The following is a 24,034-nucleotide window of genomic DNA, read 5'->3' as shown; positions in this document are numbered from 1 at the left end:
GGGTCAGCTCAGCGGCGGGTACGCGTTCGTCATCAGCTGCTGGAACTGGGCCGAGAACCAGTGGCCCGACAACGGCGCGTTCGCCAGCGCCCCGGTGAGGTTGTTGCCGTTGCGGGCGTTACCCGTGTACGTCGGGTCACACATCCGGTCGAAGCCCTTGCCCTCGTCGTTGGCGATCTCGGTGCTGGAGCCGTCCGACTCGCCCGGCGGCTTCGCCCAGACGTACGCGTCGATCCCGGAGGCCGGAGCCGCCGTGGGACGCTCGCCGAGGCCCGCGCCGCTCTGGTTGCACCAGTTGCCGGCGTGGATCCGGCGGTCGATGCGGGACGCGTTCACGAAGGTGTTGAGGTCGGTCGAGGTGGAGGCCGCGGTGGGCCGTGCCGTACCGCCCCAGCCGTTGCGGGAGGTGTCGATCAGCATGCCGATCGTGGACGGGAAGCCCACCGAGACCAGCTTCGTCCGGAACGCCTGGGCGAAGGTGAGCTCGTCGACGTACTGGTTCCAGTCGACCCAGGAGGACTGCCGCACGCTGGTCCCGTTCACCGTGGTGCCGATGGTGAAGTACGGCTCGGTCAGCGCCGAGTAGTTCGCCGTGTCCGTGATGAACCCGGTGACGTTGCTGACGCTGCCGGAGAGGACCGCGGTCTGGTACATCAGGTCGGCGGTGGGCGCGAAGTTCGAGTCCCAGCCGATCCAGCCGTGGTGCGCGGCGTCCAGGTAGTTGTAGACGTTGCCGAGGGCGCCCAGCTTGTTCAGGGCGTACGCGATCCCGGTCTGGTAGTTGCCGTTCGCCTTCATCACGTCGCACGCCGCGGTGGCGCCGGCCGCGCTACCCGTGTTGGTGATCAGGTTCGGCAGCGAGTCGATCTCGACGACGTTGATGATCCGCAGGCTGGCGTACTTCGCGTTCGACATGATCGCGGCGATCGGGTCGATGTACTCGGTCTTGTACCGGCCGATCTCGGTCGGCCCGAGCTCACCGTTGGAGGCGAGCGCCGCGCAGTCCCGGCCCGGCAGGTCGTAGATCACGAACTGGATGTACCCGGCGCCCTGGGCGAGCGCGGCGTCCAGGTGATCGGCGAGGCCCATCCCGCCGTCGACACCCTCGATCGCGGCGATCCGGTCCAGCCAGACCGCGGTCGGGTTGCTGGAGATCCGGCTGCCACCGGTCTCGGCGTCCGCCTTCGCCTTCCACTCCGGGTTCACGTAGCCCTTGGCCCCGGCGTACGGGTTGTCGACCTTGGCACTGGTGCTCGTCGACGTGGACGGGGTCGGCGAGGACGAGGTGGTCGGCGAGCTGGAGGTGGTCGGCGACGTGGTGGTGGTGCCTCCGGTGCAGGCGACGCCGTTCAGCGAGAGGGTGGCCGGCGTGGCGTTCGTCCCCGAGTAGGTCGCCTGGAAGCCGAAGTTGACCGACCCGTTGGTGGCCACGCTGGTCGACCACGACGGGTTGACCGCGGTGACGTGCTGGCCGGACTGGGTGACGGTGGCGTTCCAGCCCTGCGTGATGGCCTGGTTCCCGGCGAAGTCCCAGGTGACGTTCCAGCCGCCGCTGATCGCGTCGCCCAGGTTGGTGACCGTCACGTCAGCGGTGAACCCGTTGCTCCACTGGTTCACCGTGTACTTGGCGCTACAGCCTGCGGCCGCGCTGGCGTCGGTCGCCACGAACGTGGCCCCGGCGCCGGCCAGAAGACTCACGGCGGCGGCCGCCGTGAGCGCTCGGGCCCGGGTGGGAATGGGTCTCATGTGAGGACTCCTCGAGACGTGGGGGGCGGCGCCACGTGGACGGACGCCACTGGGAGCGTCGGCCAACACATCGGTGGCGATCACTGGCCGTGCCGACAGCATGACATGGGAGCGCTCCCAGCGCAATGATCCGGAAACACCCGGGCAACGCCTGGTTCACGCCCTGATCAGAGCCGGTCGAGCACCTCGGCGAGCGTCATGGAGGCCGCGCTGGACAGCACCAGGTCGGCGTGGCCGTACCGCGCGTGCGCGGTGAACGGGTTCGGCACCGCGACACAGCGCAGCCCCGCCGACGCGGCCGCGGTCACCCCGTGCGGGCTATCCTCGAAGGCGACCGCCCGCCCCGCCGGAATCCCGAGCCGCTCCAGCGCCAGGTGGTACACCGCCGGGTCCGGCTTGTGCGTGCCCACCTCATCACCGCTGGCCAGCACCTCGATCCGCGACAGGTCGCCGGTCCGGCCCAGATTGCCCCGCACCCAGGCACCTCGCGAGCTGCTCGCCACCGCCAGGCGCAGCCCCCGCTCCTCCGCCTCGTCGAGCCAGGCCCCGATCCCGGGCGCGAGCCCCAGCGTCAGATGAGCCCTCTCCCGGTACGCGTTCCGCCGCGCATGACTCGCGTCCCGGTCATAGCCGGCACCGACCGCCATGGCCAGCGCCGCATACCGGTCCTCACTGGTATCCCCACCGTGATCCGCGAAGAACCCACCCTCATCCAGCTCCAGCCCGTGTCGGCGCCACTCCCACCGCCAGCTCTCCAGAAGCGTCGTCTCCGTCTCCATCAGCAGCCCATCAAAGTCAAAAACCAACGCCTCAACCCCCACCCCGCGATCATCCCCCACCCCACCCAACACATCACCCCCGATGCATCACCCCTGATGCATCACTCCTGATGCATCACCCCTTGATGCATCAGCCCTGATGCATCAGCCCTTTGAATCCGCCCCCTGATGCATCACCCCCGATGCATCACTTCCGATGCATCACTTCCGATGCATCACTCGTGATCCGACAGGCGTTCTGGCAAGCACACCCGCGTGAAATCCTCGACCGGGTATGCGAGCGGCGATCGTGGTCCGCAGGGCGACCCGGGATCACGATCATGGTCCGCCGGGGCGACGGGAATCCATGATCACCGATCGAGTACTTCCGGCGCCCCTATACGGGCTGCCCACGCACACGATCACGCATCGTGTACGCCCACCGCCCTGCATCCCGGCTGATCGTGAACTCGCACCGCCCGTCCCCCACCGTCCGTGCACGCGGACCGCCCGAATCCGGCCGCTCGTGCACGCGAGCGGCCCGTCCAGCACCGATCGTGTGCACCCGCCGCCCATGCAGCGAGCCGCCCATCCCTCACCGCCCGGGCGCCAAGCGCACCCAGTGATGCGTCGCCTCAGCCGGAACCGTCACGCGCGCCACTGCGTACGGAGCGAAGGCGGACGTCGCGCAGACCGGCCGCGAAAGAGCCCCGGCAGAGCTCAGCGCGGGAGGAGTTGCAGGGGGTGGCAGGTCGGGGTGTCGAGGGAGCGGCAGTACGCCGTGACCTCGCCGGCGTCGAGGAAGTCGCCGAGGGCCACGGTCACCCAGCGGGGCGTACCCGAGGCCGTGCCGAAGTCGCTGGTCCGGAGCAACACGATCGGATGATCAGAACTGGCCATTTCGCGGCGCATCCGCTGGTGTTCCCCGAGCACCTCGACCGGCGCCGCGCCCGAACGTTCGGCCAGTTCGGCGACCCACTGGCCGGCCGGGGTCACGGTGGTCAGGTCGTCGCTGTTGATGTAGGCGAGTTCGGCCAGCGCCGCCTCATCCTCGTCCCCGCCCTCCATCACCGGCGGGTCCGGGCGCGTGCCGAAACCCTCGCGCACGGCCGACACCGCGGTGGCCGACGACGGCGACGGCGGAGAAGGCGACGGCGTGGCCGCGTCGAGGTGCGAGGACGCCAGTATCACACCGGTCACGACGAGGGCGATCGCGGCCACACCGGTCAGCAGCCAGGTGCGGCGGTCGCTCTTGCGCGGTCTGCTTTTCGCGTACGGGTCCCGAGAAGCCATGTCGCTCCCGCCGTGAACACAAGCCCCGTGGGGTGACTCGACGCTAGCCCCGGGACACCTTGATGAGACGCTAGCCCCGGGACACCCCGATGACCAGCGCGGACGACGGTATTCAGTCGACCGGGGACCGCTCTGCTCCGGACGTACGCCCAGGGGAGGCGGAAGCGGAGATCCCGCCGCAACCCAACTGCGCCCCGCACCGGGCGTCCGGAGGCTCAACCGGCGGGCGCGCGTGCCGACCCTAGGACCATGACCGTGGGCAACGGAGTGCCATCCGCCGGACCTCTCACCGAGGTGACCGGCAGCTCGGCCGTGGAGCCGGACCGGCAGGGGCTACTCCTGGCGGAGCTGGTCGGGTTCATGACCAAGGACACCCCTTCGGTCCAGCACGTGCTCGATCTGACCGCCCCGCACCTCACCGAGATCGCCGGGCTGACCGCCGCCACCGTCTACGAGCTGGACTCGGAGACCGGCATGATGAGCGCGACCGCCCGGCTCGGCGAGCCGGGGCGGCGGGACCAGCTGGTCGCCGGCAAGGTGTTCCGTACCCCGGCCGGTGGCAAGCCGGTGGTCAACGGCGAGCAGATGGCGATCCGGCTGCGCATCGGCGGGCAGACCGTCGGCGTGCTGCTGCTCACCGGTACCGCCCTGGCCGAGCTGCGCGACGACACCGTCTCGACGCTCGCCCTGCACCTCGCCACCACGCTGCAGGGTTTGTTCGCGGAGAAGCAGCGTCAGTTCGTGGCGCACACCAGCTCCACGATCCAGGACCTGTTCGAGAAGGGTATGTCGGCCGGCAACGTGGAGGCCGCCGCCGAGCTGCTAGCCCACTCCTGCGCGACCGCGTTCCGCACCGAGTACGCCGGCCTGCACCTGGTCGACGGCGAGGGCCGGATCCGGTACGTGTACGGCGTCGGGCTGCCCGCCGAGAGCAACCGCCAGGTCTTCGACAACATGGTCGGCAAGCTCGCCAACGACTCGGCGCTCTGGCGTGCCGCCGCCGAGTCCGGCGAGCCGCTGCTCTTCGCCGACACCAAGGCCGCCAAGGTGCTGCCCGGTGGATTCATCGAGGTGGCCGGCGTGCAGTCGTTCATCGCGGTCCCGCTGATCTCCGGCAGCGGCCCGGTCGGGCTGGTCCTCTGCGGCGACGCGTCCGGAGCCCGCGAGTGGAGCTCCCGGGACCGCATCCTGGCCCAGCAGCTCTCCGTCGAGGGCGCCCTCATCATGGACAGCGCCCGGATGCGCGAGGCCGCCCAGATGCACGTCGAGGAGCTGACCCACCAGGCGTTCCACGACTCGCTGACCGGCCTGCCGAACCGCAAGTACCTGCTGGACCGCGGCGAGCAGGCGGTCGAGATCGCCATCGCCACCGGCACCCGCCTGGGCCTGCTGCTCCTCGACCTGAACGGCTTCAAGCAGGTCAACGACACGATCGGCCACCACGCCGGCGACGTCCTGCTGCAGCTGGTCGCGAAGCGCCTGGACTCGGTGATCCGCCGCCCGGACATGGTGGCCCGGCTCGGCGGCGACGAGTTCTCGGTGCTCATCACCACCAACCCGGACGAGAGGTCGGCGGTCGCGGTCGGCGAGCGGATCTGCGAGCGCTTGAAAGACCCGTTCCAGATCGACGGCCGCGAGATCCGGATCGGCGCCAGCATCGGCGTGGCGATGTTCCCGTCCCACGCCACCGAGTTCGGCATCCTGATGAAGGACGCCGACGCGTCGATGTACCAGGCCAAGCGCTCCGGCGGCGGCGTCTACCTGACCCCGCCGCGCTGAGGTCGCTCAGACGAAGGCGCCGTGGCCGGTGACGGCGCGGCCGACGATCAGGGAGTTGATCTCGCGGGTGCCCTCGTACGAGTAGATCGCCTCGGCGTCGGCGACGAACCGGCCGATGTCGTAGTCGAGGACGATGCCGTTGCCGGCGAGCAACTCGCGCGCCCAGCCCACCACCTCGCGCATCCGGGTGGTGCAGTACGCCTTCGCCAGCGCCGAATGCTCGTCCCGGTACTGCCCCGCGTCCTGCAGCTGGGCCAGCCGGACGCACATCCCGAGCGAGCCGGTCACGTTGCCGACCATCCGGACCAGAAGATCCTGGATCAGCTGGAAACTCGCGATCGGCCGGCCGAACTGCTCGCGCTCCTTGGCGTAGTCGAGGGCGATCTCGTACGCCGCCAGCATCACCCCGACCGCCTGCCAGGCCACCCCGCTCCGGGTCTGCCGCAGCACCGTCGCGGTGTCCGCGAACGAGTTCGCGTCCTGCAACCGGTCCGCTTCCGGTACGCGTACGTCGTGCAGCTCGATGTCCGCGTTCTGCACGATCCGCAGCGCGATCTTGTTCTCGATCTTCGTCGCCGTGAAGCCGGGCGCGCCGCCGGGCACCACGAAGCCCTTGACCCGGTCGTCCGCCTCGTCCCGCGCCCAGACCACGATCAGGTCGGCGAAGGTGGCGTTGCCGATCCAGCGCTTGCGCCCGTTCAGCACCCAGGTGTCACCCTCGCGGCGGGCGGTCGTCCTCAGCCCCGCCGCCACATCCGACCCACCGGTCGGCTCGGTCAGCGCGAACGCCCCGATCTGATCGAACGCGGCCATCCCGGGCAGCCACCGCTCTCGCTGCTCCGGCGACCCGCACGTCTGAACGCTCCCCATGGCCAGCCCGGCGTGCACCCCGTAGAAGGTCGCCATCGAGGCGTCGGCCCGCGCCATCTCCAGCGCCACCCACCCGGTGAGCAGCGCGGACTGCTCCCGCCCGGCCAGCCCGAGCCCCGCGAACCCCTTGACGAGATGAGCGGGGAACTCGGCCCGCGCCCAGTACTCGTTCGCGATCGGACTCACCTCGGCGCCCAGGAACTCCCGGACCCGGTGCACGACCGCCGCCTCATCCTCGGACAGCAGTCCCTGAAACCCATAAAGATCTCCAGCCAGCATCCCCAGCTACTTCCCCACGGAGCGCCGCGCTAGACCTCACCGTGGAGATCCGGGTATTCGTAAGCCATCACCCAGGCGGGGTCATCGTTTTTGTCACCGCGCGGCCCGGCGTTACGCTCGGGCCGCCGCGTTATCGGCAACCGAATTGGGGGGCAGTTCATGAAACCGGTATGGCGTAAGAGTTCATATTCCGTCGCGAACAGCGCCTGCGTGGAGATCGCGATGAGCGATAACCGGGAAATCGTCATGATGCGGGATTCCAAGAATCCGTCGGGACCGGTCCTCACCTACGGCTCGGGAGCGTGGCGCTCCTTCGTCGAGGACGTCCGGGCCGACCGGCTCCGCCTGGCGTAGGCGCGGCCGAAGACCAGCAGGCCACCCAGGACCACGAGACCGGAGACAGCCACCGCCGCGCCACCGGGGAACGGGCGCGCCTTCGCCGCCGGCGCACCCGTTCCGGTGGCCACCCTCCCGGCGGCCCGGAATTCCCCGGTCACGATATCAATGAATCTATGCCGCTCCGGATGCTCACGGGTGCCTATCCACGCATCGCCGACGCGGGCCCACCATTGCCTGGTGATTCCACTGCGGAACATGCTCGCGGCCATCCCCCGCAATTCCTCGTCGTCGATTTCGCCGAGCTCCCAGATCGCCAGCCAATACATCATCGTGAGATTGGCGTAGATCTCCTGCCGGGCGTGATCGCCGCGAGCGGTCTCGGCGTCGAGGACCTCGATCAGCTCGGGGTTCTCGATGGCCAGCTTGAGAAGCTCCAGGTGCTGCTGCCGGTCGAGGTCGGCGAGTTCCTGGCGGATCTGGCGCTGCTGGAAGAGCAGGGAGGCTCCGACGCCGCTGAGCGCGAGCGCGGAGAGCAGCGCCGAGGCGCCACCGAAGGCGTCGCCGATGTCGGCGAGACGGTCCCAGGGGAGGGCGGCACCGGAGAGCAACACCATCGCCACGGGAACGGCCAGGCCGAGCGACAGCACGGCGAACGCGGTGACCATCCAGAACCTCAGGGCGGCCGGCTTCGGCGCATTCACCCATCCCGTCGTCATGGACCCAGCATGACCACGCATAGCAACCATTCGATTGCTATCCGTGCGCCACGTTGGACTCGTTCCGGGGAAATCGGCTGCTGGGACTCCGGGCGGGCGTCCTAGACTTCGGCGCATGCTCACCATGCAGGACGCACTGGCCAGGTTGACCGCGTACTGGGCGGAACAGGGGTGCCTGACCGTGCAGCCGATGAACACCGAGGTCGGGGCCGGGACGCTGAATCCGGCGACGTTTCTGCGCGTGCTCGGGCCGGAGCCGTGGAAGGTCGTGTACGTCGAACCCTCCGTGCGGCCCGACGACTCGCGGTACGGGGAGAACCCGAACCGGCTGCAGACGCACACGCAGCTGCAGGTGGTCCTCAAGCCGGACCCCGGTAACCCGCAGGAGCTCTACCTGGGCAGCCTGGCCGCGATCGGGATCGACGTGGCGGCGCACGACGTGCGGTTCGTCGAGGACAACTGGGCCTCGCCGGCGCTGGGCGCGTGGGGGCTGGGCTGGGAGGTCTGGCTGGACGGACTGGAGATCACCCAGTTCACCTACTTCCAGCAGGCCGGTGGGCGCAACCTCGATCCGGTGAGCGTGGAGATCACGTACGGGATCGAGCGGATCATCATGGCACTGCAGGAGAAGCAGCACTTCAAGGAGATCGCGTACGCCCCGGGCGTGAGCTACGGCGAGGTCTTCGGGCAGTCCGAGTACGAGATGTCGCGGTACTACCTGGACGACGCGGACATCGACGCGAACCGGCGGCTGCTGGAGATCTACGCGGGCGAGGCGCAGCGGATGATCGACGCGGGGCTGCCGGTGCCGGCGCACACGTACGTGCTCAAGTGCTCGCAGGCGTTCAACGTGCTGGACTCGCGCGGCGCGGTCTCCACGGCCGAGCGGGCGGCGGAGTTCGGCCGGATGCGACGGCTCGCCGGTGAGGTGGCGAAGCTCTGGGTGGCCCGCCGCACCGAGCTCGGGCTTCCGCTGGGCACCGTCGACGAGCCCGCGCCGGCCCGTCCGGCGGGCGCCGCGCGGACCGGGACGGCCGCGCGCACGCTGGTCTTCGAGATCGGCACCGAGGAGCTGCCGCCGGCCGAGCTGCGGTCGGCGCGCGAGCAGGTGGCGCGCCTGGTCACCGAGGGGCTCGGCGGGACACGGCTGGGGCACGGCGAGATCCGGGTCTTCGGGACGCCGCGCCGGCTGATCGCGGTGGTCCAGGCCGTCGAGCCGCGCGAGGAGGATCACGTACGCGCGGTGCGGGGCCCGCGGACCACGGCCCCCGCCGCGGCGATCGAGGGCTTCGCCCGGGGGCAGGGAGTCTCGCCGGACGAACTCGGCGAGGGCGAGTTCAACGGCGTACTCCACAAGATCCTGGAGAGGCACGAGGCGGGACGCGCGGCACCCGAGGTGCTCGCCGACGTGCTGGCGAAGGTCGTGACCGGGCTGCGCGCCGCGAAGAACATGCGCTGGAACGATCCGTCGCTGGCCTTCAGCCGCCCGGTCCGCTGGCTCACCGCGCTCTGGGGCGACGACGTGGTCCCGGTGGCGGTCTCCACGCTGGCCGCGGGACGGCGGACCCGGCTGCTGCGCACCGCCCTGCCGCCGGAGATCGAGATCGCGTCGGCCGAGACGTTCATGGAGACGCTCGGGGTGAACGGCATCGTCGCCGACCACGAGGACCGCCGCGAGCTGATCGTGATCGGCGCGCAGGACCTGGTCTACCCGGACGGCACCGTCGACGTGACCGGCGAGGCCGCGCTGATCGACCAGATCACCGAACTGGTGGAGCAGCCGCTGCCGCTGCTCGGCACGTTCGACGAGGGCTACCTGACCCTGCCGGACGCGGTGCTGACCACAGTGATGCGCAAACATCAGCGATACCTTCCGGTACGCGACGAGGACGGCCGCCTGCTCCCGATGTTCGTCACGGTGGCGAACGGGCCGGTCGACGTCGAGTTGGTCCGCACCGGCAACGAGGCGGTGCTGCGCGCCCGGTACGAGGACGCGCGCTTCTTCTACCGGGCCGACCGGGAGACGCCGCTCGCCGCCCTGCGCGCCCGGCTGGACCGGCTCACCTTCACCGACCGGCTCGGCTCGATGGCGGACCGCGCCGGCCGGATCGCCGTGCTCGCCCAGCGGCTGGCCACCCTGCTGGACCTGTCGTCGCCGGTCCTGGACCGGGCCGGTGAGCTGGTCAAGTTCGACCTGGGCTCGCAGCTGGTCACCGAGATGACCAGCCTGGCCGGGGTGATGGCCCGGGACTACGCGCTGCACGCAGGCGAGGAGCGTTCGGTCGCCCAGGCGGTCTTCGAGGCGGAGCTGCCCCGGCACACCGGCGACGAGCTGCCCCGGACGATCCCGGGCGCGCTGCTCTCGCTCGCCGACCGGCTCGACCTGGTGGCCGGGCTCGCCGCCACGGTGGGCCTGCCGACCGGTTCGAGCGACCCCTTCGCGGTACGCCGTGCGGTGCTGGGCCTGATCGCCGTGCACCGGAACACGCCGCCGGTCTTCGCCCTCGACCTGACCGAGGCGCTCGCCCTGGCCGCGGAGGCCCAGCCGGTCCCGGCGCCGCCCCTCGACGCCCTGGGCGAGTTTCTGGCCCGGCGCCTGGAGCTGGTGCTGACCGAGGAGGGCCACCCGGTCGACCGGGTCCGTGCGGTGCTCCCGCACGCCGGCCGCCCGGCCCTGGTCGACGTGCTGCTGGCCCAGCTCGCCGGTCACGCGGACAGCCCGGTCTTCGGCGCACTGGACCGGGCCCGGCGGATCGTCCCGGCGGGCACCGCGCCCGGCTACGATCCGGCCCTGCTGAAGGAGCCCGCGGAGATCGCGCTGCACGAGGCGGTCATCGCTCTCCCCGAGATCGGCAAGACCGACCTGTCCGCATTCGTCGAAGCGACGACCCCGCTGGTCGCGCCGATCACCGCGTTCTTCGACGACGTGCTGGTGATGGCCGAGGACCCCTCGATCCGGGCGGCCCGGCTGGGGCTGCTCGCCACGGTCCGCGACCTCGGCGACGGCCTGCTCGACTGGCCCCGGCTCCGCCTCTGACCTCCGTCGGGGGCGGCGGGCCCGTACCCACCACCCCGCCGCGACGATAAGATCTCGGAAGGTGGAGCAGGTATCGTCGTCTGCCGATGCGAGGAACGGCGTGGCGAGCGTTGGCCCGGCGTTTCCGGGCAGGCCACGAAGCTGTCGCCCGGGCGACGGATCCGTCACGTCGACTGCCTCTCGGTACCGTCCGGCCAGCGGGGCCGGACCGGGAACTCGGTGGAGGAAACGTGGCAGATCGCCGTCAGGTGCTGCGCCTCGGTGCGGCAGCCGCTGCCGCACCCGCGCTGGGTGCGGCGGTGTCCGCACCGGCATGGGCAGGATCGGGACAAGGGAGCGGGAAGCACGTGACGTCGCTGGTCGTCGGGCACCGGGGGGCCTCCGGGTACCGGCCCGAACACACGCTGGCCTCCTATGAGCTGGCCGCCCGGATGGGTGCCGACTACATGGAGCCGGATCTGGTCATCACCAAGGACGGCGTGCTGGTCTGCCGGCACGAACCGGAGATCGGCGGGACCACCGACGTGGCCGCGCACCCGGAGTTCGCCGACCGGAAGCGGACCGTGGTCCTCGACGGGTCCGCCGTCACCGGCTGGTGGGTGCACGACTTCACGCTGGCCGAGCTGAAGACGCTGCGCGCCGTCGAGCGCATCCCGGCGATCCGGCAGCACAACACGCTCTACGACGGCTACTTCACGGTGCCGACCTTCCAGGAGCTGCTCGACCTGCGCATCCGCCTGAACCGGGAGCTGGGCCGGGACATCGGCGTCTTCCCGGAGACCAAGCACCCGACGTACCACCGGAACCTGGGCCTGGAGCTGGAGACCCCGCTCGTCAGGATCCTGCGGAAGAACGGCCTGGACAAGCGGGGCGCGAAGGTCTTCATCCAGTCGTTCGAGGCGGTGAACCTGAAGGACCTCGCGGACGATCACCGCGTCGAGGTGCCGTTGATCTTCCTGAGCAGCGCGTCGGGCACGCCCTTCAACGACCCGCGCAGCTACGCCGACTACCTCACCCCGGCGGGTCTCAAGGAGCTCTCCGAGTACGTCGGCGGCCTCGGACCGGACAAGGCGCAGATCATCCCGCGCAACGCCGACGGCACGCTGGGCACCGCGACCAGTCTGGTCGAGGACGCGCACGCCGCCGGGCTGCAGGTGATCCCGTACACCTTCCGCGCGGAGAACAGCTTCCTGCCGGCGGAGCTGAAGGTGGGCACCGACGTGACGGCCTACGGCAAGGCGATCGACGAGCAGATCACCTTCCTGCGCACCGGCATCGACGGTCTCTTCACCGACCAGTCCGACATCGGCGTCCTGGCCCGCAGCCTGGCCTGAGCTGACGGCATGCGCACGGCCCGGCGGTTCTCCGCCGGGCCGTTTCCTTGGGAGGTACGTCCGAAAACCCGCCCCGTGCCTGCCGGGAGAAGCGGGCTACTTCGGCACGATCGTCGGGTAGATGTGCTCGAAGCTGAGCTTGTTGCCGAACCCGCTGGCGATGATGAACGTCAGTCCGAGCAGCACCCCGGCCACCACCACCGCGAAGAGCACCCAGCCGAGCACCGTACCGGCCGGCTGCTTCGCCCCCGCCGTCACGCCCTGCGTGCTGACCGAGGCCTCGCCCGCGCCCCAGGCCAGCGAGCGGATGCCGAGCGCGAAGAGGACCGGCATACCGGCGCCGAGGATCAGACCGGCCAGCAGAACCTGCCACGCGCCGTCGAGCGCGAATCCCACGTTGTGCATGTCTCTCGTCCCTCAGTTCGCGGTGGCCATACGGACCGGCTCGACGGCCGGCTCATCCGGAGCGGGCGGGGTGGTCCCGTCCCAGTCGTCGTTGACGTTCTCGTGGTCGACCCGGCCGGACCGGGACCGCCACCACATCGCGCCCGAGGCCGCGACCAACAGCAGGAAGACCACGAGGGCACCGGCGAGACCGCCGATCGTGTCGCCGATCCACCACATCGCGGCGCCGATCAGGCCGGCCGCGGGGAGGGTGATCAGCCAGGCCGCGACCATCCGGCCCGCCACCGACCAGCGCACCGTGGCGCCGGGCCGGCCGATGCCGGAGCCGAGCACCGAGCCGGTGGCGACGTGCGTGGTGGAGAGCGCGAAGCCGAGCTGGCTGGAGGCGAGGATCACCGCGGCGGCGCCGGACTGCGCGGCGGTGCCCTGCGGTGGGTTGATGTCGGTCAGGCCCTTGCCGAGGGTACGGATGATCCGCCAGCCGCCCAGGTAGGTGCCGGCCGCGATGGCGAGCGCGCACGCGACCTTGACCCAGAGCGGGATGTTCTTCGTGTCGCTCCAGTCACCGGCCGCGATCAGCGCGAGGGTGATCACGCCCATCGTCTTCTGCGCGTCGTTGGTGCCGTGCGCCAGCGAGACGAGCGACGCGGACCCGATCTGGCCCCACCGGAAGCCCTTCTCGGTGTACCGGGCCGCGATCCCGTTGGTCACCTTGAAGATCAGCCAGGTGCCGACCATGGCGACCAGCGCGGCGATGACCGGGGAGATCACCGCGGGCAGGAGGACCTTGCCGACGACGCCGTCGAGCTTCGAACCGTCGCCGTTCCAGTTGACCCCGGCCCAGCCGAGGCCGGCGACGGTGGCGCCGATCAGGCCGCCGAAGAGCGCGTGCGACGAGCTGGAGGGGAGGCCGACCAGCCAGGTCAGCAGGTTCCAGACGATCCCGCCGACCAGTCCGGCCAGCACGATCAGGAGCAGGGCGGACCCGCCGTCGGCGAGCAGATCGGCTCGGGGAGCGCCGGTCTTGTCCTGGATCTTCACTACCGCGTTCGTGACGGTGAGAGCGACCTCCACGGAGAGAAACGCTCCGATCAGGTTCAGCACACCGGAGAGGGCTACGGCGGTCTTGGGCCGCAGGGCCTTGGTCGCGATGGAGGTGGCCATCGCGTTGGCCGTGTCGTGGAACCCGTTGGTGAAGTCGAAGGCGAGTGCCGTCACGACCACCAGCGCGAGGATCACGGATGTTTCTGTCACGAGGGTGATCGTGAACGAGTTACCGGCGCACATCCATAGGGAGAACCTGGCATGTACAAGATTCCCCGCTCGTTAACCTCCCGTTCTCCTAAATCTGCCTCTCAGTAATCGATTGACTACTATACGTGTCTGTCAACAAAGGATGGGTGAACATTTCCCTACTAAAAGACGCGCTTCAATCCCGACAAAACCGGCATCCGGCGAACGCGGTTGCGCCCGCGTTAAAAGATGGACATCGATTCAGTCGCGCCGGAGGCGGCGGGCCACCCCGGCCGCCGCGGTGGTCGCGAAGAGCAGTCCGGCACCGATCAGCAGGTACCCGATCCAGGCCGTCCAGCCGCGCGGCAGGTAGGCCGGCTGCTGACCCAGGTCGACCACGGGTAACAGCAGGTCAGCGGCGTACGCCAGGGCGTGGAACTCGGGCGCCTTGGGTGCCTCCGCGGCCCGTGGCGGCACCACCCCGAAGACTACCCAGCCCAGCACGAGCAACCCCAGCAACCAGGCCGCCGCGCGCCGGGGCCGGTAGCCGTACCCGACCGTGACGTCCTGCAGCCACCCCCACAGTCGCCGGGTCCGGGGCAGCGACTCCCGGCGCCGCCGCTCCCCCGCCAGCCGGACCGCCCGGGCGTCGTCGTCCCGCCCGCCGTTCATGTAAATCGCGGCGAGCCGCCCGTACACCTGTGGCCTGAATTGTGACGGATCGCGGCGTAACCACCGCAGTCGCTCCTCGACCGGCGCCGCCCCGGCGATCACGTCGTAGGTGAACCCGCCCAGGGTCAGCGAGTGCGGCCAGGTCTCCGGGCTGTCGCGCAGCAGCCCGATCCGGGCGTACCCGAGATCGACCCGCCCCGGGATCGGCACCGCGGTCTGCAGCATCAGCTCGGGGGCCTCCAGGCTGCGCAGGTCGACGGCGCGGTGCCCGGGTTCGGTGAGCGTCAGCCGACTCAGCGTCAACAGGCTCCCCACCACGACGTTGCTCAGCCGCATCGACCCGGTGACGGTGGTCCCGCCAGAGAGGTCCAGCACCGCACCGACCCGCAGCCCCGCCCCGTTGAGGGCCCAACCACCGGGATTGTCGAGGACCGCACCGGTGAGCCGCAGCGAGCCCACCACCTCCGCACCGTCCAGACAGAGCTCGCCGTGGCACTCGAAGCCCTCCCGGGCCAGGATGTTCCGCGATGCCGTCAGCTGGGTGCCGTCAAAGGCTCTTCCCGCACCGCTCACCTTGGAGCCGTCCAGGACGATGGCCCCACCGATTCTGGCCCCTGCCAGGCTGAGCTGACCGGTGAAGATCGTGCCGGAGAGTCGGATCCCCGCAGAGATCTCGGTCACCGCAAGGTTCAAACCGGGCAATTCGCAGTCGACAAGTCTGAGTCTGCGCATACGGGCGCCGTAAATATCCGGTGCATCGGTGAAATGGCAGTTTCTCAGGCTGATCGATCCGCCGATATCCGCATGGCTGAGAACGAGACGACCGGTGATCACCGCCCCGCCGAGACGGAGCGCGGCCTGCTCGCCGTCGACCGCGGGCCGGGCGCCGAGCAGGAGCGCGCGGAGCACCTCGGCCCGGACCTCCTGCCCGGGCCGCAGGTTGATCCACCGCCCGGTCGGGAACGCGTCCCAGACGAGGCGTTCGATATCGGTCAGGTCGGCCTCGTCCACACCGGACACGGTAGCGAGCGGTGTCAGCCGACCCGGGACTCCGCGTCGGCGGTGGCGATCGCCTCGGTGAGGACGGCCAGGCCGGTGCGGGCCTCGTCCTCGGTCAGCGTCAGCGGCGGACCGATCCTGATCACATTGCCGTAGAGGCCGCCCTTGCCGACCAGCAGGCCGTTCGCCCGGCAGAGGTCGAAGACGCGCGCGGTGACGGCCGGGTCCGGCTCGGTGGTCCCGGTGCGGACGAACTCCAGCCCGATCATCAGGCCCCGGCCGCGGACGTCGGCCAGGATGCCGTACCCGAGAAGGGGTTGAAGGCCGTTGAGCAGGATCGACCCGACCCTCTTCGCGTTGCCCTGCAGGTCGTGGGAGAGCACGTAGTCGAGGACCGCGTTGCCGGCCGCCGCGCTGACCGGATTGCCGCCGAAGGTGGAGAAGCTGATCGCCGGGACCGCGTTCATGATCTCGGCGCGGCCGACCACGCCGCCGAGGGCGAAACCGTTGCCGATGCCCTTGGCGAAAGTGATCAGGTCCGGGGTGACGCCGTGCGCCTGGTGGCCCCAGAAGTGGTCGCCGGTCCGGCCCCAGCCGGTCTGCACCTCGTCGGCGATCAGCAGGATGCCGTGTTCGGCGAGGACCTTCCGGTACGCCCCGAGCAGCCCGTCCGGGCCGGACACGAAGCCGCCGACGCCCTGGACCGGCTCGGCGATCATCCCGGCCACGTCGCCGGCGCTGACCGTGGCGAGCACCTCGCGCAGGTCGTCGACGGCCGCCTCGACCAGATCGTCCCCGGACATCCCGGCCATCCGCCCGCGCAGCCGGTCGGCCGAGGCGAGCCAGTGCACGGTGAGCGGGCTGAGCGAGCTCGACGACCAGCTCCGGTGCCCGGTCACCGCCATGGTGGCGAAGGTCCGGCCGTGGTAGCCGTTCTTGACCGCCAGGATCTGGTTGGAGCGGCGCGCGTTGGTGGCGAAGAGCAGCGCCGACTCGTTCGCCTCGGTGCCGGAGTTGGTGAAGAAGACCCGGGCGTCCGGGATGCCGGAGAGCCGGGCGATCTTCTCGGCCAGCTCGACCTGCTGCCGGATCAGGTAGAGCGTCGAGGTGTGCGCGACGCCGGTGTCGATCTGCGCGCGGACCGCGTCGCTGATCTCGGCGATGTCGTACCCGACCATGGTGGTCAGCACGCCGCCGAAGAAGTCCAGGTAGGTACGGCCCTCCGCGTCGGTGACGTGGCGGCCGGAGCCGGAGACGATCTCCAGCGCGTCCTCGCCGTAGTAGACGGGCATCCAGGCCGGCATGACCGCGCGGTGTCGATCCAGTAGGGACAACGAAGACTCCTATCGCCAGCCGTGGGGGTGGCCACGGCCCCGGGGGCCGCTGCCGCGGCCGGTCTGCAGGGCGGCCGCCGCGAGCACGGCGGCCAGTTCGTCGTAGCCGCCGGCGACCAGCCCCGCGGTGATCCGCAGGTGGTCGCCGCCGAGTGGGGTGACGCAGAACGGCGCGCCGGGCGCCGCCGCGACCCCGTGGGCGGCGAGCGTGACCATCGCGTTCTGCTGATCGGGAACGGGCAGCCAGAGGTTGATCCCGTCGCCGTCGCCGACCCTTACGCCCTCCTCGTGCAGGGCCTTCACCAGCGAGGACCGGCGTTCCGCGTACGCCGTCCGGGCCACCGCGACCTGGGCGATCGACGCCGGATCGGTGAGCAGGTCGAGCAGCACGGCCTGGAGCAGGCGGCTGGACCAGCCGGGCCCGAGCATCCGGCGGTCGGCGATCTGGTCGACCACCGTCGCCGGCCCGCCGATCGCCGCGAGCCGCAGGTCCGGCCCGTGGCTCTTGGAGAAGCTGGCCACGTGCACGGTCCGCTCCGGCAGGTACGTCCCGACGCTGACCGCCGGCGCGGTGGCGATGTCCCCGGCGTGGTCGTCCTCGACGACCAGGACCTCCGGGAAGGCCGTCAGCACGGCCGCCAGCGAGGCGGCCCGCTCGGGCGTCATGCTCACCCCTGCCGGGTTCTGCGCCCGGGGCTGCAGGAAGAGCGCGACCGGCCGGAAGTCGGCGAGCAGGTCGCGCAGCACCGACGGGTCCGGCCCGGCCTCGTCCAGCGGCACCCCGACCACCGTGGCGCCCAGCGCCTGGAGCAGGTCGAGCAGCGGCGCGAAGGCCGGGTTCTCCACGAGCACGTGGTCGCCGTAGCGCAGGGTGGCGCCGCAGATCCGGTCGAGCGCGTCCAGCGCGCCGTCCACCACGGTGAGCCGCTCCGGCGGGTACGGCCACCGCTCCCGCAGCACCGCCTCCAGCTCGGGCAGCACCGGGTCGTCCAGGTAGCTCCGGGAGTGCCGCCCGTCCCCGATCCGGCGCAGCGCGTCACTCAGATCGGGGAGCAGCGCCGGGTCGGGTACCCCGGTCGAGAGATCCCGCTCCAGGGCGATGGAGGGCCTGCTCAACCGGGTGAAGCGGGGGTGACCGGGCCCGGCCACGAACGTGCCGGAGCGCCCCCGGGTCTGGATGGCCCCGGCCAGCGCGAGGTTGCGCCAGGCCTCGCTGACCGTGGTCGGGCTGACCCCGAGAGCACCGGCCACCGCGCGGACGGTGGGCAGCCGTTCACCGGCCGGGAGCCGACCGGCGGTGATCAGCCGGCTCACGGCCGCGGCGATGCCCCGGGCGCTGCGGTCCTGGACCGCCCCGGTGATCAGCGGCAGCAAATTACCTCTCCGAAACAATCGGTTACAACATCGCAATTGTTCGCTTCAATGTGTGTCGTTAGTGTCCTACGGCATCAGCCGCCGACATGCAAGGCCTGGCGCTGGTACTACTACGAGGAGTAGACACACGATCACAGGCGCTCCACCGGCGCACTGCGCGTGCTGAAGATCGACAATTTTCGAAGGGAAGGGCCGCCATGACGACCGGAGTCGTTCGCGCCGCCCTCGTCCAGACCAACTGGACGGGCGACAAAGAATCGATGATCAAGGCGCACGAGGCGTACGCCCGCGAGGCCGCCGCCCAGGGCGCCAAGGTGATCTGCTTCCAGGAGCTCTTCTACGGGCCGTACTTCTGCCAGGTCCAGGACGCCGCCTACTACGAGTACGCCGAGTCCATCCCCGGGCCGACCACCGAGCGCTTCCAGGCCCTCGCGGCCGAGCTCGGCATGGTGATGATCCTGCCGATGTACGAGAAGGAGCAGGAGGGCGTCCTCTACAACACCGCCGCGGTGGTCGACGCCGACGGCACGTACCTCGGCAAGTACCGGAAGAACCACATCCCGCAGGTCAAGGGCTTCTGGGAGAAATTCTACTTCCGGCCGGGCAACCTCGGCTACCCGGTCTTCGACACCGCGGTCGGCCGGATCGGTGTGTACATCTGCTACGACCGGCACTTCCCGGAGGGCTGGCGGGCGCTCGGCCTGAACGGCGCGCAGATCGTCTTCAACCCGTCGGCCACCAGCCGGGGCCTCTCCAGCTATCTCTGGCAGCTGGAGCAGCCGGCCAGCGCGGTCGCGAACGAGTACTTCATCGGCGCGATCAACCGGGTCGGCGTCGAAGAGCTCGGCGAGAACGACTTCTACGGGCAGACGTACTTCGTCGACCCGGAGGGGAAGTTCGTCGGCGAGGTCGGCGACACGCACAACCCCGAGCTGATCGTCCGGGACCTGGACCTGAGCCTGCTCAAGACGGTCCGCGAGCGCTGGCAGTTCTTCCGCGACCGCCGCCCCGACTCGTACAACGGGCTGGTGCAGCCGTGAGCACCCTCATCAAGGGCGGGATCGTGATCGGGCCGACCGGCCCGGCGCCCGCGGACGTGCTCATCGACGGCGAGACGATCGTGGCGCTCTTCGCGCCCGGCAGCGCCCCGGAGGGCCCCGACGTCATCGACGCCACCGGGAAGTACGTGATCCCCGGGGCGGTCGACGCGCACACCCACATGGAGCTGCCGTTCGGCGGCACCCACGCCAGCGACACCTTCGACACCGGCACCAAGGCCGCGGCGATCGGCGGCACCACCACGATCATCGACTTCGCGGTCCAGAAGACCGGCGAGGTGGTCCAGGACGGGCTGGCCGCCTGGCACGGCAAGGCCGACGGCAACTGCCACATCGACTACGCGTTCCACCAGATCCTCGGCGGGGTCGACGACGAGTCGCTCAAGGCGATGGACTACCTCGTCAGCAACGAGGGCATCACCAGTTTCAAGCTGTTCATGGCGTACCCGGGGGTCTTCTACTCCGACGACGGCCAGATCCTGCGGGCGATGCAGAAGGCGCGCGACAACGGCGCCATGATCATGATGCACGCGGAGAACGGCCCGGCCATCGACGTGCTGGTCAAGCAGGCCCTGGAGCGCGGCGAGACCGACCCGATCTACCACGGCATCACCCGGCCGCAGGAGCTGGAGGCGGAGGCGACCAGCCGGGCGATCTGGCTGGCCAGCGTCGCCGCCGACTGCCCGCTCTACATCGTGCACCTCTCCGCGTCGAAGGCCCTGGAGCAGGTCAAGCACGCCCGCGACCTGGGCCGCAACGTCTTCGCCGAGACCTGCCCGCAATACCTCTACCTCACGCTGGAGGACCAGCTCGGCGCGCCGGGCTTCGAGGGCGCCAAGTGGGTCTGCTCCACCCCGCTGCGCAGCGGTAAGGAGAGCCACCGCGACGACCTCTGGACGGGCCTGCGCACCAACGACCTCTCGGTGGTCTCCACCGACCACTGCCCGTTCTGCATGAAGGACCAGAAGGAGCTGGGCATCGGCGACTTCTCCAAGATCCCGAACGGCATCGGCAGCGTCGAGCACCGCGTCGACCTGCTCTACCAGGGCGTCGTCGACGGCAAGCTGTCGCTGGCCCGCTGGGTGGAGACGATCGCGACCACCCCGGCCCGGATGTTCGGCCTCTACCCGAAGAAGGGCGTCATCCAGCCCGGCTCGGACGCCGACATCGTGCTCTACGACCCGAACGGGCGCACCCGGATCAGCGTCGAGACGCACCACATGAACATGGACCACTCCGCCTGGGAGGGCTGGGAGATCGACGGCAAGGTCGACACCGTCATCTCCCGCGGCGAGGTGATCGCGTCCGGCGGCGAGTACACCGGGCGGGCCGGCCGGGGCCGGTACGTCAAGCGCGGCCTCAGCGACTACCTGCTCTGAAGGGAGGGCGTACATGGACATCGGTGTCGTGATGCAGAACGACCCGCCCGCCCTGGCCCTGGTCGAGTGGGCGAAGAAGGCCGAGGCGGCCGGCTTCAGTCACTTCTGGACGTTCGACTCGCACGTGCTCTGGCAGGAGCCGTACGTGGTCTACTCGGCGATCCTCGGCGCGACCGAGCGGATCGTGGTCGGGCCGATGGTGACCAACCCGGGCACCCGGGACTGGACGGTCACCGCCTCGACCTTCGCCACCCTCAACGAGATGTACGGCAACCGGACGGTCTGCGGCATCGGCCGGGGCGACTCGGCGCTGCGGGTCCTCGGGCTCACCCCGCAGACCCTCGGCCAGCTCCGCGAGAGCGTCCTGGCGATCAAGGGCCTCGGCAACGGCGAGAAGGTGACCGTTCGCGGTCAGGAGCTCCAGCTCGCCTGGGCATCGGAGAGCACCCTCGAGGTCTGGGTCGCGGCGTACGGTCCCAAGGCCCTGGCCCTGACCGGCGAGGTGGGCGACGGGTACATCCTGCAGCTCGCCGACCCGGACATCGCCGAGTGGATGATCAAGGCAGTCAGGGCGGCCGCGTCCAAGGCCGGAAGGGACCCGGACGCGATCAAGTTCTGCGTGGCCGCGCCCGCCTACGTCGGTGACGACCTGGATCATCAGCGCGACCAGACCCGCTGGTTCGGCGGCATGGTCGGCAACCACGTGGCCGACATCGTGGCCCGGTACGGCGAGTCCGGCGCGGTCCCGCAGGCGCTGACCGACTACATCAAGGCCCGGCAGAGCTACGACTACGCCGAGCACGGCCGGGCGGGCAACTCGCACACCACGTTCGTGCCGGACGAGATCGTCGACCGGTTCTGCGTGCTGGGCCCGGTGGAGAACCACGTCACGCGGCTGCGGGAGCTCCAGGAGCTGGGCGTCGACCAGTTCGGCGTCTACCTCCAGCACGACGGCAAGGACGAGACGCTCGCCGCGTACGGCGAGAAGATCATTCCGGCGTTCACATGAGGCGCGCGCTCGCGATCCCGACCGGGTTGATCCTGGCCGCCGCGGCCTGGGAGGGCTACAAGGCGGCCGGGAACCCTGAGGGGACGGTCCTCTTCGGTGTACGGGTGCTCCCGCGCGCCGACGACCTCTCCATGCCGCACCTGTGGACCATCGCCGAGCGGCTGGCGAAGCCCGAGCTGACCGGGGGCGACCCGGTGTGGCAGGTGGTGCTGCACGCGTGCCTGTTCACGCTCGGCATCACCGCCGCCGGGTTCGCCGCCGGCACCCTGGTCGGGCTGCTGCTGGCCGTTCTCATGCAGCGGTTCCGGATCGTCGAGCGCGGTCTCCTGCCGTACGTCATCCTCTCCCAGACCGTGCCGCTGGTGGCGCTCGCGCCGCTGGTGGCCGGCTGGGGAGGCAGCATCATGGCGCCCTGGATGTCGGTCGCCGTGATCGCCTCCTACCTGGCGTTCTTCCCGGTCGCGGTGGGGATGCTGCGCGGGCTCCAGTCGCCGTCCGCCGGCGGTGTGGAGCTGATGCGCAGCTATGCCGCGGGGTGGTGGCGCACGCTGGTGAAGCTCCGTTTCCCGGCGGCGCTGCCCTACCTCTTCCCGGCGCTGCGCTTGGGCGGCGCGGCGGCGGTGGTCGGCGCGGTGGTCGGCGAGATCTCCACCGGCACCCGGGGCGGCATCGGCCGCCTGATCATCGAGTACTCCCGGGAGGCCACCTCGGATCCCGCCAAGGTCTACACAGCGATGCTCGGTGCCGCCCTGCTCGGCCTGGTCGTCGCCGGCCTGGTCGCCCTTCTGGAGTTGCCGTTGATGCGGCACCGCAAGCACGTGGAGGTCGTCACCCTATGAGCTCGGTGGTCGTCGACAAGGTCACCAAAGTCTTCAACCAGGGCAGGCCCGACGAGGTGCTCGCCCTCGACAACGTCGATCTGACCGTGGGCGACGGCGAGTTCGTCTCGCTGATCGGGCCCTCCGGCTGCGGCAAGAGCACGCTGTTGCGCCTGGTCGCCGACCTGATCGCGCCGACCACCGGCACCGTCACGGTGGCCGGCAAGGACGCCGGGAACGCGCGCAAGGATCAGGCGTACGGCATCGCGTTCCAGCAGGCCGGGCTCTTCGAGTGGCGGACCGTCCGGCGCAACGTGGAGCTCCCCCTCGAGCTGCGCGGCGTCTCCCGCTCCGAGCGCAAGGCCCGCGCCGAGCAGATGCTCCAGCTGGTCGGGCTCGCCGACTTCGCCGGTCACTACCCCGGCCAGCTCTCCGGTGGCATGCAGCAGCGCGTCGCGATCGCCCGCGCCCTCGCCGTCCAGCCGCCGCTGCTGCTGATGGACGAGCCGTTCGGCGCGCTCGACGAGATGACCCGGGAGCGCCTGCAGTCCGAGCTGCTCGGCATCTGCACGGCCACGAAGACCAGCGTCATCTTCGTGACCCACTCCATCTCCGAGGCGGTCTTCCTCTCCGACCGGGTGGTGGTGATGTCGGCGCGGCCCGGCCGGATCACCGCCGACGTCGCGGTCACGCTCCCGTCCCGGGACGACGCCGGCCGGCAGTCGCCGGCCTTCTTCGAGAAGATCACCGAGGTGCGTCAAGCTCTTCGCGGCACGCCCGCGCCGATCACGGCGGAGGCCTGATTCCCTTGCGTACGCTCGGACGCGCCCTGCCCCCCATCGTCTTCGGCGTCCTCGCGCTCGTCGCCTGGGAGCTCACCGTCCGGCTGGGACGGATCGCCCCGTTCATCCTCCCGGCCCCCTCGGCGATCTGGCAGCAGATCGTCGAGCAGCGCGGCTACATCTGGTCGGCGGCCCTGGCCAGCGGGACGAACGCGCTCCTCGGCCTGATCGGCGGCAGCCTGCTCGCGGTCGTCGCGGCGCTCGCGGCCAGCCGGTTCCGGGCCCTGGACGCGATCTCCGCCCCGTTCGCCGCGCTGGTCAACACGCTGCCGATCATCGCGCTCGCGCCGATCCTGAACAACATGTTCGAGTCGACCAGCAGCCTGCCGCGCCGGCTGGTCACCGCGATCGTGGTCTTCTTCCCGGTCTTCCTGAACACGCTGCGCGGGCTGCGCGAGGTGAACCCGGTGCACCGGGAGCTGATGCACACCTACGCTGCCGGCGGCTGGACGTTCGCGGTCAAGGTACGGCTCCCCGGCGCGCTCGCCCACCTCTTCACCGGGCTGCGGCAGGCCTCCTCGCTCGCGGTGATCGCCGCGGTGGTGGCCGAGTACTTCGGCGGGCTGCAGGACGGGCTGGGCGCCCGGATCACCTCGGCGGCGGCCTTCACGGCGTACCCGAGAGCCTGGGCCTTCGTGACCGGCGCCTGCCTCCTCGGCCTCACCTTCTATCTGGTCACGCTCCTGCTGGAACGCCTCGCGATGCCGTGGCGCAACCGGCTCATCGCTTAGCTCGCTCCTCTGTTTCCCACCCCCCTTCA

Annotated in this window: 21 protein-coding genes; 10 read left to right on the top strand and 11 right to left on the bottom strand. The window is 70.4% G+C overall.

The window, feature by feature from the left end:
- Nucleotides 1–3: 3 nt before the first annotated feature.
- The 3 genes from AB0M08_RS36580 to AB0M08_RS36570 form a co-directional block, all read right to left on the bottom strand.
- A complete protein-coding gene (locus AB0M08_RS36580) occupies nucleotides 4–1,746 on the bottom strand; it encodes a glycoside hydrolase family 6 protein (RefSeq protein WP_364503850.1) in 1,743 nt (580 codons plus the stop codon).
- Between the two features lie 167 nt (nucleotides 1,747–1,913).
- Nucleotides 1,914–2,567, bottom strand: coding sequence for an HAD-IA family hydrolase (locus AB0M08_RS36575; protein ID WP_364503847.1), 654 nt, complete (start codon nucleotides 2,565–2,567; stop codon nucleotides 1,914–1,916).
- A gap of 657 nt (nucleotides 2,568–3,224) precedes the next feature.
- Nucleotides 3,225–3,797 carry a hypothetical protein gene (locus tag AB0M08_RS36570; protein ID WP_364503844.1) on the bottom strand — a complete coding sequence of 191 codons (573 nt, stop codon included), beginning with the start codon at nucleotides 3,795–3,797 and terminating at the stop codon, nucleotides 3,225–3,227.
- Nucleotides 3,798–4,046: 249 nt separating this feature from the next.
- On the opposite strand from AB0M08_RS36570, the gene AB0M08_RS36565 reads away from it, so the two are divergent.
- Complete coding sequence (locus AB0M08_RS36565; RefSeq protein ID WP_364503841.1) at nucleotides 4,047–5,576, top strand: sensor domain-containing diguanylate cyclase; 1,530 nt, start codon at nucleotides 4,047–4,049, stop codon at nucleotides 5,574–5,576.
- Nucleotides 5,577–5,582: 6 nt separating this feature from the next.
- Here the strand turns inward: AB0M08_RS36565 and AB0M08_RS36560 are convergent, their stop codons facing one another.
- Together AB0M08_RS36560 and AB0M08_RS36555 are read right to left on the bottom strand one after the other, a co-directional pair.
- Nucleotides 5,583–6,725 (bottom strand): acyl-CoA dehydrogenase family protein, encoded by a 1,143-nt coding sequence (locus AB0M08_RS36560; RefSeq protein WP_364503837.1) that lies wholly within the window; start codon nucleotides 6,723–6,725, stop codon nucleotides 5,583–5,585.
- A gap of 29 nt (nucleotides 6,726–6,754) precedes the next feature.
- Nucleotides 6,755–6,973 (bottom strand): hypothetical protein, encoded by a 219-nt coding sequence (locus tag AB0M08_RS36555; protein WP_364503927.1) that lies wholly within the window; start codon nucleotides 6,971–6,973, stop codon nucleotides 6,755–6,757.
- Here AB0M08_RS36555 and AB0M08_RS36550 point away from each other — a divergent pair.
- Nucleotides 6,885–7,079, top strand: a complete 195-nt coding sequence (locus AB0M08_RS36550) for a DUF397 domain-containing protein (RefSeq protein WP_364503834.1) — start codon at nucleotides 6,885–6,887, stop codon at nucleotides 7,077–7,079. The genes AB0M08_RS36555 and AB0M08_RS36550 overlap by 89 nt on opposite strands.
- Here AB0M08_RS36550 and AB0M08_RS36545 read toward each other — a convergent pair.
- Entirely contained in the window at nucleotides 7,013–7,780 is a 768-nt protein-coding gene (locus tag AB0M08_RS36545) for a DUF6082 family protein (protein ID WP_364503831.1), read from the bottom strand. The genes AB0M08_RS36550 and AB0M08_RS36545 overlap by 67 nt on opposite strands.
- A 115-nt stretch (nucleotides 7,781–7,895) precedes the next feature.
- Between AB0M08_RS36545 and AB0M08_RS36540 the strand changes: the two genes are divergently transcribed.
- Both AB0M08_RS36540 and AB0M08_RS36535 read left to right on the top strand, forming a co-directional pair.
- Nucleotides 7,896–10,817 (top strand): glycine--tRNA ligase, encoded by a 2,922-nt coding sequence (locus tag AB0M08_RS36540; protein WP_364503829.1) that lies wholly within the window; start codon nucleotides 7,896–7,898, stop codon nucleotides 10,815–10,817.
- Between the two features lie 347 nt (nucleotides 10,818–11,164).
- Nucleotides 11,165–12,151, top strand: a complete 987-nt coding sequence (locus AB0M08_RS36535) for a glycerophosphodiester phosphodiesterase (protein WP_364503827.1) — start codon at nucleotides 11,165–11,167, stop codon at nucleotides 12,149–12,151.
- Between the two features lie 96 nt (nucleotides 12,152–12,247).
- Here AB0M08_RS36535 and AB0M08_RS36530 read toward each other — a convergent pair whose 3' ends face one another.
- The 5 genes from AB0M08_RS36530 to AB0M08_RS36510 all read right to left on the bottom strand — a co-directional run bounded on the left by AB0M08_RS36530 (nucleotide 12,248) and on the right by AB0M08_RS36510 (nucleotide 18,168).
- Nucleotides 12,248–12,556 carry a hypothetical protein gene (locus AB0M08_RS36530; RefSeq protein ID WP_364503824.1) on the bottom strand — a complete coding sequence of 103 codons (309 nt, stop codon included), beginning with the start codon at nucleotides 12,554–12,556 and terminating at the stop codon, nucleotides 12,248–12,250.
- 12 nt (nucleotides 12,557–12,568) lie between these two features.
- Nucleotides 12,569–13,810, bottom strand: a complete 1,242-nt coding sequence (locus AB0M08_RS36525) for an inorganic phosphate transporter (protein WP_364503821.1) — start codon at nucleotides 13,808–13,810, stop codon at nucleotides 12,569–12,571.
- Nucleotides 13,811–14,050: 240 nt separating this feature from the next.
- Entirely contained in the window at nucleotides 14,051–15,472 is a 1,422-nt protein-coding gene (locus AB0M08_RS36520) for a hypothetical protein (RefSeq protein WP_364503818.1), read from the bottom strand.
- 23 nt (nucleotides 15,473–15,495) lie between these two features.
- A complete protein-coding gene (locus tag AB0M08_RS36515) occupies nucleotides 15,496–16,764 on the bottom strand; it encodes an aspartate aminotransferase family protein (protein WP_364503915.1) in 1,269 nt (422 codons plus the stop codon).
- A gap of 39 nt (nucleotides 16,765–16,803) precedes the next feature.
- Nucleotides 16,804–18,168: an aminotransferase class I/II-fold pyridoxal phosphate-dependent enzyme gene (locus AB0M08_RS36510; protein ID WP_364503815.1), complete on the bottom strand. Its 1,365-nt coding sequence runs from the start codon at nucleotides 18,166–18,168 to the stop codon at nucleotides 16,804–16,806.
- 197 nt (nucleotides 18,169–18,365) lie between these two features.
- Here AB0M08_RS36510 and AB0M08_RS36505 point away from each other — a divergent pair, with 197 nt between their 5' ends.
- Genes AB0M08_RS36505 through AB0M08_RS36480 form a run of 6 tightly spaced genes read left to right on the top strand, consistent with a single transcriptional unit; the run spans nucleotide 18,366 to nucleotide 24,005 of the window.
- Nucleotides 18,366–19,208: a nitrilase-related carbon-nitrogen hydrolase gene (locus AB0M08_RS36505; RefSeq protein ID WP_364503812.1), complete on the top strand. Its 843-nt coding sequence runs from the start codon at nucleotides 18,366–18,368 to the stop codon at nucleotides 19,206–19,208.
- Complete coding sequence (hydA, locus tag AB0M08_RS36500; RefSeq protein ID WP_364503810.1) at nucleotides 19,205–20,605, top strand: dihydropyrimidinase; 1,401 nt, start codon at nucleotides 19,205–19,207, stop codon at nucleotides 20,603–20,605. The genes AB0M08_RS36505 and hydA overlap by 4 nt, the downstream gene beginning before the upstream one ends.
- Nucleotides 20,606–20,618: 13 nt before the next feature.
- Nucleotides 20,619–21,614, top strand: coding sequence for a TIGR03842 family LLM class F420-dependent oxidoreductase (locus AB0M08_RS36495; protein WP_364503807.1), 996 nt, complete (start codon nucleotides 20,619–20,621; stop codon nucleotides 21,612–21,614).
- Nucleotides 21,611–22,453: an ABC transporter permease subunit gene (locus tag AB0M08_RS36490; RefSeq protein WP_364503805.1), complete on the top strand. Its 843-nt coding sequence runs from the start codon at nucleotides 21,611–21,613 to the stop codon at nucleotides 22,451–22,453. Before AB0M08_RS36495 ends, AB0M08_RS36490 begins: the two co-directional genes overlap by 4 nt.
- Nucleotides 22,450–23,235, top strand: a complete 786-nt coding sequence (locus AB0M08_RS36485) for an ABC transporter ATP-binding protein (RefSeq protein WP_364503802.1) — start codon at nucleotides 22,450–22,452, stop codon at nucleotides 23,233–23,235. Before AB0M08_RS36490 ends, AB0M08_RS36485 begins: the two co-directional genes overlap by 4 nt.
- 5 nt (nucleotides 23,236–23,240) lie before the next feature.
- Nucleotides 23,241–24,005: an ABC transporter permease subunit gene (locus AB0M08_RS36480; RefSeq protein ID WP_364503799.1), complete on the top strand. Its 765-nt coding sequence runs from the start codon at nucleotides 23,241–23,243 to the stop codon at nucleotides 24,003–24,005.
- The last annotated feature ends 29 nt before the right edge of the window (nucleotides 24,006–24,034 follow it).

It is taken from the genome of Actinoplanes sp. NPDC051851 (genome assembly GCF_040681165.1).
Lineage (GTDB): Bacteria > Actinomycetota > Actinomycetes > Mycobacteriales > Micromonosporaceae > Actinoplanes.
The sequence above is the reverse complement of the archived record's forward strand: the minus strand, read 5'-3'. Positions and strand labels throughout refer to the sequence as shown.

Excerpts from the sequence above, each read along its gene's own strand:
- AB0M08_RS36565 (WP_364503841.1), top strand. The coding sequence starts at position 4,047 with ATGACCGTGGGCAACGGAGTGCCATCCGCCGGACCTCTCACCGAGGTG.
- AB0M08_RS36490 (WP_364503805.1), top strand. The coding sequence starts at position 21,611 with ATGAGGCGCGCGCTCGCGATCCCGACCGGGTTGATCCTGGCCGCCGCG.
- AB0M08_RS36580 (WP_364503850.1), bottom strand. The coding sequence starts at position 1,746 with ATGAGACCCATTCCCACCCGGGCCCGAGCGCTCACGGCGGCCGCCGCC.
- AB0M08_RS36485 (WP_364503802.1), top strand. The coding sequence starts at position 22,450 with ATGAGCTCGGTGGTCGTCGACAAGGTCACCAAAGTCTTCAACCAGGGC.
- AB0M08_RS36540 (WP_364503829.1), top strand. The coding sequence starts at position 7,896 with ATGCTCACCATGCAGGACGCACTGGCCAGGTTGACCGCGTACTGGGCG.
- AB0M08_RS36555 (WP_364503927.1), bottom strand. The coding sequence starts at position 6,973 with ATGACGATTTCCCGGTTATCGCTCATCGCGATCTCCACGCAGGCGCTG.
- AB0M08_RS36495 (WP_364503807.1), top strand. The coding sequence starts at position 20,619 with ATGGACATCGGTGTCGTGATGCAGAACGACCCGCCCGCCCTGGCCCTG.
- AB0M08_RS36560 (WP_364503837.1), bottom strand. The coding sequence starts at position 6,725 with ATGCTGGCTGGAGATCTTTATGGGTTTCAGGGACTGCTGTCCGAGGAT.
- AB0M08_RS36550 (WP_364503834.1), top strand. The coding sequence starts at position 6,885 with ATGAAACCGGTATGGCGTAAGAGTTCATATTCCGTCGCGAACAGCGCC.
- AB0M08_RS36545 (WP_364503831.1), bottom strand. The coding sequence starts at position 7,780 with ATGACGACGGGATGGGTGAATGCGCCGAAGCCGGCCGCCCTGAGGTTC.
- AB0M08_RS36530 (WP_364503824.1), bottom strand. The coding sequence starts at position 12,556 with ATGCACAACGTGGGATTCGCGCTCGACGGCGCGTGGCAGGTTCTGCTG.
- AB0M08_RS36515 (WP_364503915.1), bottom strand. The coding sequence starts at position 16,764 with ATGCCGGCCTGGATGCCCGTCTACTACGGCGAGGACGCGCTGGAGATC.
- AB0M08_RS36570 (WP_364503844.1), bottom strand. The coding sequence starts at position 3,797 with ATGGCTTCTCGGGACCCGTACGCGAAAAGCAGACCGCGCAAGAGCGAC.
- AB0M08_RS36505 (WP_364503812.1), top strand. The coding sequence starts at position 18,366 with ATGACGACCGGAGTCGTTCGCGCCGCCCTCGTCCAGACCAACTGGACG.